Below are 8,925 nucleotides of genomic sequence, written 5' to 3' on the forward strand. Positions count from 1 at the left end.
CCCCCCCCCCCCCCCCCCCCCCCCCCCCCCCCCCGCTTCTCGGCGTAGGGGGGCGGTCAGTCCTCGTGTGCCGCCGCGGGGAGCCGCCGCAGCTTCAGCGGGGTGTGCGTGCGGTACGCGTAGTCCAGCATCTTCGCGGCGTCCGGGTAGCGGCTCGCCGCGTCGTCCAGGACGACTCCGACGACCGTCCGGCCGTCCCGCCGGGCCGAGAAGACCAGGCAGGGTCCCGAGGCCCGGGTGGAGCCGGTCTTGACACCGAACACGCCCTCGTACGAGCCGAGCAGCTTGTTGGTGTTGTACCAGGTGTACCGGCGGTTGACGTTGAGCGCCTTCTGCTGGGTGCTCATCGCCTTGGTGACCGTGGTGAACGTGCTGTTCCGCAGGGCGTGCCGGGTGAGGGTGGCGAGGTCGCGGGGGGTCGAGTAGCCGCCGCCCGCGGTGATGCCGTCGAACGAGTCGAAACGGGTGTTCCGCAGTCCGAGCTTCGCCGCCTTGGCGTTCATCTTCGCCACAAACGACTTGGTCCGCGCGGCCTCGTCGGGCCCGCTGCCGAGGACGTCCGCCAGGGCGTAGGCGGCGTCGCAGCCGGAGGGCAGCATCAGGGCGTAGAGGAGCTGACGCACGGTGAGCTTGTCGCCGGTGCGCAGGTCGGCCGTGCTGGCGCCGTGGCGGGTGACGTAGTCGCGGTAGGACTGCTTGACGGTGACCTGCTTGTCGAGGTCGGCGGAGCCGCCGTCGAGGACCACCACCGCCGTCATGATCTTGGTGGTGCTGGCGATCGGCCGCCGGACGTCGGCGGCCTTGCTCCACAGCGCCTTTCCGGCGGCGCCGTCGAGCAGGAACGCGCCCTTGGCGCCGACGCCCGTGGGGCCGTCGGCGGCATGGGTCGCGGTCGGGAGTGCGACGGCCAGGACCGCGCCGGCCGAGAGGACTACGGCCGTGGCCGTCGTCCGACGGCGGGCCGCGCTTCCCCCAAGTCGTGCCATGGAAACTCCAAAAGTGCTCACTGATCGGTTCGGGAGGAGCGCATGGTCGCACCCCGCCGCGCGCGACGGGAAATCGCGCCACGAACGAGTGAGGGAGGGGGTCGCTCGCTTTTTCGGTGACCGAACAGGCGGGCACGGGAGGGAAGTTGGGGGCTCGTACGCCGCGGGGCCCCGGCGGTGTGGCCGGGGCCCCTGGGGGCGGAGGGACGTCGGAGCGTCCGCGGGTCAGAGCGAGCAGATCCCGCGCCGGTAGTCGACGGTCGCCGTGTCCTGGGCGTACTCCCACTCGGGCGCCAGCAGCTTCTCGTCGAGCTGTCCGGCGGCGCCCCGGTCCTCGACGATGTAGCCGAAGTCCTGGAGCCACGACGGGTAGAGGTTCTTCGACCCGATGTAGAACGCCGAGCCGTCCACGGACACCAGCTTGTGGTGCAGCGGATAGGCGTGCCCGTCGGCCCACCTGGCGCTCTTCGCGCTCCGGAAGCTCGCGAGCTGGATGTTGGAGCACAGGGCGTCCTTCGCCCGGTCCGGGCCGCCGGTGAGCGGGGCCAGCCGGTTGCGGAGGACGTCGCTGATCTCCGTCAGGGACTTGATCTGCGAGTAGCCGCCGCTGCCGACCGTGCCCCGGTTGGCCGGGTCGCTGACGACGATGCGGACCTTCACCCCGGACGCGATCTTCTTGGCCAGGGTGTCGTAGAGCCGGATGTCGTACTTGGCGATGGGCGGGCAGGTGGCGTTGAAGTCCTGCTGGGAGATCTCGACGTGCTTCTCCGCGCTGCCCACCAGCGCGCGCAGGGCGCTCTCCTCCGGGTTGACCGTGTCGTAGTCGCGGTCGGCGTTGGTGTTGTCGTGCAGACCGACGACGCACTTGGTGTCGGGGGCCGACGGCAGCTCGGGCCGGTACGCGGAGGCGTCGTCCCGGTCCTTGATGCCGACGCCGAGGCCGCCCACGGCGATCACCGGGACGTCGCCGGTGGGTCCGGCGGGCCGCGGGTTGGCCTCCTTCTCCAGGTCGGCCATGCAGGACGCGCCGTCGGAGGCCGCGTACCAGACGCTCGCGACGTTGCCCTTGTTGCGGCAGGTCCAGCCCCAGAGGGTGTCCAGGTAGCGGCCGGCGGTGGAGGCGGCGGGACCGGTCAGGGCCAGGTCGACGTCGGTCACCGGGTGGGTGGTGTCGACGTAGTCGTTCTTCCAGCTGTTGATGCCGCCGGTGATCGCCGACTCGCCGTCCACGACCAGGAGTTTGGAGTGGTTCCAGGAGAAGGCGGTCTTGGAGGTGGTCATCGAGGCCACGTTGAGCGTGACCGCGTCGGCCGCGGAGCCGAGCCGCGTCCGGAGGTCGTCCCGGTAGGCCGAGGGGCGGACGTTCAGGTGGTAGACGGGCGCGGCGCCGACGAGGACGCGGACCCGGGGCTTGTGCCCGGCGGCCACCGACGCCTTGAGGCCGGCCGCGATGGCGTCCTGGAAGGCGCCGTCGGGGAACGGCGCGAGGGTGGAGATGTCCACCGTCCGCCGGGCCCGGGAGATGTTCTCCGTCATCTTGGCGAGCAGCCGCTTGGTCCCCGGGCGCTCGGCGCAGCCGGCGTCGCCCCAGCAACCGGGGGTCTGCAGCAGCCAGTCGGAGGAGTCGGCGGAGGAGGAGTCGAGCCGGTTGCCCTCGGTGCGCTGCCAGACGTCGCCCTCCAGGCCGGGGGACACCTGGCGCAGGGTCCGCTCGACGGCGTCGAGGTGCGGAGTGCCGGGCGCGTCCCCGGCGGCGAGCGCCGGGCCGGCCGGCAGGAGGGCGAGGACGGCGGCGGAGACCGTCGCGTGGCGGGTGAGGCGGTGTAAACGGCGAAGCAAGGGGGGTCCTTCGACGGTGAGCCAGGGGAATGGGTGACGAATAAACGGTTGACATCCGTACGTTCGGACGTCGTACGGATGATCAACTTCCCAGAAGTTACCAGGCGGCGCGACGGCCCGACAGCGGGTCACCGGGGCGGGGACGGAACGGGCTCCCACCCCGCGTCACTCCGGCTGATTTTGCCGTTTCCGCAACAAGGTTTGCCCGGTCGTCCGACGCGCGCCGACCATGGCGGCACGCGGGCGTCACGGAGGCGCCGGCACCGCGGACGACGCGGCGACGAGGAAGGATCCCCCATGACGGACACCCGGCCGGAGCCGACTCCCGAGGCGTTCTGGGAGGAGTTCTACGGGCGCGGCGAGCGCGTGTGGAGCGGTCGCCCCAACCCACTGCTGGTCAGGGAGGCGACGGAGCTCACGCCGGGCACCGCCCTGGACCTGGGGTGCGGCGAGGGGGCCGACGCCATCTGGCTCGCCGGGCGGCGCTGGCGCGTCACCGCCGTCGACGTCTCGGCGACCGCGTTGGAGCGGGGTGCCGCGCACGCCGCCGAGGCCGGCGTCGCCGACCGGATCGACTGGCAGCGGCACGATCTGGGCGCGACGTTCCCCGCGTGCCCCGAGGGCGGCTTCGACCTCGTCTCCCTGCAGTTCCTGCACTCCCCCGTGGAACTGCCGGTCGAGCGGATCCTCCGGTCCGCCGCGGCGGCGGTGGCGCCCGGCGGAGTCCTGCTCTTCGTGGGGCACGCCGAGAGCCCGTCCTGGAAGCGGGAAGCCCACGCGGGCCTGCGCCTCCCCACCGCGGACGAAATACTCGCGGCGCTGGGCCTGCCCTCGCCCGACTGGCACGTCGAGGTCCGGGAGTCGCTGCGGACGGAGGCGACCGGGCCGGACGGCGAGGCGGGGTTCCGCGTGGACCACGTGCTGCGCGTCCGCCGCCTGCGCTGACCCACGCGCCCCGGCGGTGCGCCGCCCGGGGCGGATCCGTCGTCAGTCCCCGGCCCGGGCGGCCTCCCTGGCCGCCCGCCACTCCGGGGCGAGCACCGCCCAGATCTCCTCGTCGTGCCGCTCGCCCCGGTAGGCGAAGCTCTCCCGCAGCACGGCCTCCCGCGTCATCCCGAGCCGGCGGGCCACGGCGATGCTGGGCGCGTTCCCGGCCGAGACCCACCACTCCACGCGGTGGATGCCGCGCTCCTCGACGGCCCAGTCGATGATCCTGCGCACGGCCCGGGTCACCAGTCCCCTGCCCACCGCCGCCGGTTCGAGCCAGCACCCGGCCTCCGCGACGCCCTGCCGCACGTCGAACCTCCGGAGGACGACGGCGCCGACGAGCCGGCCGTCCGTACGGATCCCGAAGATGCGCCCCTCGTCGGCGGCGGCCCGCTCGGCGTACGTCCGGAGGAACGCCCTGCTCGACTCCAGGTCCGTGACGATGTCCGGCAGTCCGTTGTGCCGGCCGATGAACTCCCTCCCCCGGTCCATGTGGGCCAGGAACTCGTCGGCCTGCCACGGTTCGAGCGGCCCGAGTTCGGCACCGTCGTCGCCCAGGGATATCGCGTACATCGTCACCTTCCGCCATCTGCCGCCGTCGGCTCGCCCGGTACCGGGCCAACTGATCATTTCACGGCGACGCGCGGCGGCTTCCGCGCCCCGCGCCGGCGGGAGGGACGGGGCGAGGACGCTTCCCCCGGCCCCGTCCGCGCGAGAGGAGGATCGCCGTGTTCCGGTCCGCCGCTTCCGTCGTCCCCCGCCCGGGCCGCGACGACTCCCGGGCGCGCGTGGGCCGTCTACGAGCGGCGGCGCCGGGCCGGCCTCTTGGCGATCGCCCAGGCGTCGCTCTGCTCCGGGATCCCCCGTCCGGGGCGGAAGTCCGTGAAGTGGCGGCTTCCGTCGCCCGGTTGCCGCCCGCTCTGGCGCCACCGGAAGTCGAGACGGCGGGCAGCGGGCGCGGAGGTCTGCGCGCTGTCAGTCCGTCGTAGGAGCGAGGAGCGCCGGACGGGGGGAGGGGCTGGTTCGCCGTGCCTCGGCCCGTGCCTCCCGGGCCAGCGTCGTCGCGCACGCCAGTGCCTCGTCCGGGGCTCGTGCGGCCGTGTACACCGAGAGTTTCCGCACCAGCGGGGGAACCGGCCGCGCGGCGGCCTTCCGGACTTCGGGCGACAGGGCGTCCTCGGCAACGAGGGTGAGGCCGACACCGTCCCGGGCCAGCGCCACGGCCGCCTCCGCCTGCGGCACCTCCGCCGTGACGACCGGTTGGAACCCGGCCGTGCCGAGCACCTCGGTGAACGCCTCGCCGGGGCCGAGGTCTCGGTGGGTGATCCAGCGCCGGCCGGCCAGATCCTCCAAGTGGACTTCACGGCCGTACAGTTCGTCGCCCTCGGCGCAGACGACGACCAGCTCCTCCGTTGCCAGGGTCAGCACCCGGCCGTCCCAGTCCACGGGCCGCGGCCCGGCGCCCACGTCGGTCGTCCCGGCCGCCACGGCGGCCTGGAGCCGTTCCCGGCTGTCGTACGGACAGACGGACACCGGCGAGCGGGGACGGTCCCGCGCCCACCGGCGCAGGCCGGGCAGCAGGGCGCTGGGCAGCGCGGGGTGCACCGTGCCGACGCGCAGCGGGCGCCGTCGGCCACCGGCCGCGGCACGTGCCGCGACGGTCGCCTCGTCGGCGCAGCACAGCGCCGTCCGCGCGTACGGCAGGAAGGCCGCACCCGCCCGCGTGGGACGGACGCCCTCCGGCCGGCGCTCCAACAGGGGCGTTCCGACGGCCCGTTCCAGGGTGCGCAGTTGCTGCGAAACCGTGGGTTCCGTCACGTGCAAGCGCTCGGCGGCCCGGGTGAGCCGCCCTTCCCGGACCACGGTGACGAGGTATTCCAGCTGGCGCAGCGACAGATTGCCGGCGCTGGGAACCGGCTCGGCGGATCGTCCCATAGCCCTTGCCTATCTCCTCATGGACGGAATCTCCTTGATTCCGGGTCCGATGGCGGGTTTGAGTTCTCGGGTACCGAGGAGGCCCGACGACGAGTGGACGGGCCGGCCGGGGAGGGGCTCGGACACGATCACCGCGGAAGGATGCCCATGAAGCGCACGACCCGTCTTCTCCTCGTTCCCCTGCTGGTCGCCGGCGTGGCGGCCCCGCTGTCGGCCCTCCCCGCGGCCGCCGACTCCGGCGGCCGGACACCGCCCGCCCTCCGGGTGGGCGACGGCCCGGCCGACAAGGACGCCGTGTCCGTCGTCAGACCGGCCGGCGACGGCAAGGTCGGCCAGGTGCCGGTGGGTGACGCACGGCTGACGGACTACGACGCGGCCGGCGGCCACGCGGTGCTGACCGGCGGCGCGTCCCACGGCCTCCAGGGAAGCCCGGACCGGCTGCGCCCCGGTGACGTCATCGCGAGCCCGGCGACCGCCGCGACCCCTCAGGGGGCGTTGGTCAAGGTCACTGCCGTGCATCCGCAGGCAGGCGGCCGGGTCGCGGTGGACACCCGGCCCGCCGACCTGACCGACGCGCTCGGCGACGGCACGGTGGACCTCCGGGTGCCGTTGACCGCGGCCGACCTCAAGGCCAAGCCCTCGTCGACCGGCGGCAGGGTGTCCGGCGGGCAGGCGGGCGGCGGGGGCATCCGGCTGGACGTGGACGTCCCGATGCCCCCGGGCGTCAAGCCGACCGAGGGCCACTCCTCGGCCCTGTCCGGCTCGCTGGAGATCCGACCGGAGCTGCTCTTCTCGTACGAGCGTGCCCACTGGTACTCCGTCGCGCCCTCCAAGGCCGAGATCGGCATGGGCGACGACTACGCCTATGACTTCAAGGCGCACGCCGAGGGTTCCGCCGCGTACGACACGGGCCGCAAGCCGCTGCGCATACCGGCCGCCGAGGTCGACGTGAACAAGACCGTGTGGGTCGGCCCGGTGCCGATCGTGCTCAACGCGAAGATCGACTATTTCTACGACGTCTCCGCCGACGGCAAGATCACGGTCGACGCCGAGCAGCGCACGGAGGGGCGGCTGAACATCGGCGCCCGCTATGACGCCGACCACGGCTGGAGCGCCCTCTCCGGCCCCGAGCCGGTGACCCGGGGAACCGCGACCCGCGTGACGGGTACGGCCACCGCGCAGGCCGGCATCGGCGCCCACGCCGAGCTGGGCCTCTACGGCTCGATCGGCGTCACGGCCGACGCCATGCCGTACCTGAAGGCCACCGTGCGGGGCTCCGGCGGAGGCGGGCAGCCCAAGGACGGTAAGCGGGCCGGGCAGACCGGGGTCGACGACACGCACGGCGAGTGGGCGCTCTACGGCGGTGGCCGGCTCACCGGGTCGTTCTTCGGCAAGCTGTCGGTCCTCGGTGTGAAGGTGCTCGACCACAGCTGGGACTTCCCCGCGGTGACGTACGAGCACCGGCTGGCCGGCGGCTCGTCCTGACGCCGAGCACGGGCGCGGCGTGCTCGCGGGCCGGCGGGGGGCGGTCATCGCTCCGTCCACCCGAAGACCGGCGCCACCGGCTCGTACGGCCGTACCCCGGCCTCGGCCGGTGGGAGCGGCGGGGCGTCCGTCCGGGGCGTCCCGGCCGGTACCGGCGCGGCCCGAAGGTCCACGTCGCTGTCCGGGCGGACGGCGATGAGGGAGCGGCGGGTGTGCCGGAGGGCGTCCGGGTGGTGAGCGAGGGCGTCCGACGCGGGGCCGGCCGCCTCCCGGACGGTCCGGAGGCGGAGCACCGCACCCGGCGGAGCCGGTCCGGACACGGCCGCGCGGGTCCCGTGCGGCACTCCGGCCGCCGCCCGCTCGCCGTGGACGGAGACGTCGGCCGGGGCGGAGTCGGCCGCGTCGGCGGCGTCTCCACCGGGCGGCGGCCAGGCGTACACCGGGCGGGCCACCGCACCGCACCGGGCCGCCTCCCGGTCGTCCCGCCAGGACGCCGCCGCGCTCCCCGAGATCGTGCGCCCCGACGACGGGACGCTCGGCCGTCTCCGCCATGTCGCTCACTCCTTCACACCCGCGCGCCTTCGTCCGTCCACCACTCCCCCGGCGGCCGGGGACGCCTCGTACGCGTCGCCGGACTCCGCCATCGTGCGGGCCGTCCGCCCCCGCCCGGGATCCCGCGTCCGGACCCCCGGGCGGGGGATCCTCTCGTCCGCCGATCGCCGCCATGGGTACGGCCGGGAGGCGGGAGGGGCGCCCCCCGCGTCACCGGCAAGGCGCGAGCGGTCGGGCGGCGACCGCGGCCGGGGCGCGCCGCCCACGGTCCGGCGCGGCATCCGAATACCCGGGGCCTCGTACGGACATCACCGGAGTGCCACGGGGTAGACGGAGGACAGACGCTGCGAAGGAGGACCCCATGCCCGGGTTGATGGCGCGTATCCAGCGGTTCATCCGCAGCCCGCAGGGACAGCGGGCCACCGCGTCGGCCCGACGCGCTGCCGCCGATCCGCGTAAGCGTGCCCAGGCCCGCAGGCTGCTCGGCCGCCTACGCGGACGCCGCTGACGGCCGACGACGGCGAACGCCGGAGCGGAACCCGCGGGCGCCCGGTTCCGCCCGGCCTTCCGGCAGATGGTCGACGTCCACACCCCTCCGAGATCCCTCCGACGGAACCGCTCAGCGGCAACGGCACGGTCACCGGTGTCGCCCGCGCGCCGCGCCTGCGGCTCGATCTCGACGGGGACGGGGACGGGGACGGGGACCCGGGCTTGGGACGCCCCGGAAGAACCCGCCGCGCGGAAGCCGGCGGACGGCGGCAACGGCCTCGGCGGCCATGTCAGTCACGTCGGCCACAACGCCCCCGGCAGTCATGACGGCCACGACGAGACACCGGCGCGGATTCGGGACGCGGCGGTGTGAGGTGGGCGACACCCGCGGCCCGGCCGTCCGGCCCGGCGGCGCCGGCCGCGGGCACCGCGTGCCGATCCCCGCGGCGCGGGCGGCCGGCGGGCGCTCTCCGGTGCGCCGGTGACGGCGTCGGCCGCGTACCGGTGGCACCCGCGGACGCCGTCACGGCGGCCGGTCAGCCGGGCTCCTCACCGGCCGGTGCGCGCCGGCCGCTGTGCCCCGGCCGGCGGGACGCCCCCGTCGTGGTCGGCAGGCCGTCGCCGGGCGCCTCCGGGCCGGGCCCGGCCCGGA

General features: G+C 74.7%; 7 protein-coding genes. 2 read left to right on the forward strand and 5 right to left on the reverse strand.

What is annotated here, in order from left to right:
* Positions 1-56: 56 nt before the first annotated feature.
* Both ACSNOK_RS26780 and ACSNOK_RS26785 read right to left on the reverse strand, forming a co-directional pair.
* A complete protein-coding gene (locus ACSNOK_RS26780; protein ID WP_436783345.1) occupies positions 57-986 on the reverse strand; it encodes a D-alanyl-D-alanine carboxypeptidase family protein in 930 nt (309 codons plus the stop codon).
* Between the two features lie 225 nt (positions 987-1,211).
* Positions 1,212-2,825, reverse strand: a complete 1,614-nt coding sequence (locus ACSNOK_RS26785; protein WP_436783346.1) for a phospholipase D-like domain-containing protein — start codon at positions 2,823-2,825, stop codon at positions 1,212-1,214.
* Between the two features lie 297 nt (positions 2,826-3,122).
* Between ACSNOK_RS26785 and ACSNOK_RS26790 the strand changes: the two genes are divergently transcribed.
* Complete coding sequence (locus tag ACSNOK_RS26790; RefSeq protein ID WP_436783347.1) at positions 3,123-3,770, forward strand: class I SAM-dependent methyltransferase; 648 nt, start codon at positions 3,123-3,125, stop codon at positions 3,768-3,770.
* Positions 3,771-3,812: 42 nt separating this feature from the next.
* Here ACSNOK_RS26790 and ACSNOK_RS26795 read toward each other — a convergent pair whose 3' ends face one another.
* Together ACSNOK_RS26795 and ACSNOK_RS26800 are read right to left on the reverse strand one after the other, a co-directional pair.
* Positions 3,813-4,385, reverse strand: coding sequence for a GNAT family N-acetyltransferase (locus ACSNOK_RS26795; protein WP_436783348.1), 573 nt, complete (start codon positions 4,383-4,385; stop codon positions 3,813-3,815).
* A gap of 402 nt (positions 4,386-4,787) precedes the next feature.
* Complete coding sequence (locus ACSNOK_RS26800; protein ID WP_436783349.1) at positions 4,788-5,747, reverse strand: LysR family transcriptional regulator; 960 nt, start codon at positions 5,745-5,747, stop codon at positions 4,788-4,790.
* A 147-nt stretch (positions 5,748-5,894) separates the two neighbouring features.
* On the opposite strand from ACSNOK_RS26800, the gene ACSNOK_RS26805 reads away from it, so the two are divergent.
* Entirely contained in the window at positions 5,895-7,232 is a 1,338-nt protein-coding gene (locus ACSNOK_RS26805) for a hypothetical protein (RefSeq protein ID WP_436783350.1), read from the forward strand.
* A gap of 44 nt (positions 7,233-7,276) precedes the next feature.
* Here the strand turns inward: ACSNOK_RS26805 and ACSNOK_RS26810 are convergent, their stop codons facing one another.
* Positions 7,277-7,684: a hypothetical protein gene (locus ACSNOK_RS26810; protein ID WP_436783351.1), complete on the reverse strand. Its 408-nt coding sequence runs from the start codon at positions 7,682-7,684 to the stop codon at positions 7,277-7,279.
* Between the last annotated feature and the right edge of the window lie 1,241 nt (positions 7,685-8,925).

The sequence above is a fragment of the Streptomyces sp. URMC 126 genome, assembly GCF_051386555.1.
Taxonomy (GTDB): domain Bacteria; phylum Actinomycetota; class Actinomycetes; order Streptomycetales; family Streptomycetaceae; genus Streptomyces.

Excerpts from the sequence above, each read along its gene's own strand:
- ACSNOK_RS26780 (WP_436783345.1), bottom strand. The coding sequence starts at position 986 with ATGGCACGACTTGGGGGAAGCGCGGCCCGCCGTCGGACGACGGCCACG.
- ACSNOK_RS26790 (WP_436783347.1), top strand. The coding sequence starts at position 3,123 with ATGACGGACACCCGGCCGGAGCCGACTCCCGAGGCGTTCTGGGAGGAG.
- ACSNOK_RS26795 (WP_436783348.1), bottom strand. The coding sequence starts at position 4,385 with ATGTACGCGATATCCCTGGGCGACGACGGTGCCGAACTCGGGCCGCTC.
- ACSNOK_RS26800 (WP_436783349.1), bottom strand. The coding sequence starts at position 5,747 with ATGGGACGATCCGCCGAGCCGGTTCCCAGCGCCGGCAATCTGTCGCTG.
- ACSNOK_RS26805 (WP_436783350.1), top strand. The coding sequence starts at position 5,895 with ATGAAGCGCACGACCCGTCTTCTCCTCGTTCCCCTGCTGGTCGCCGGC.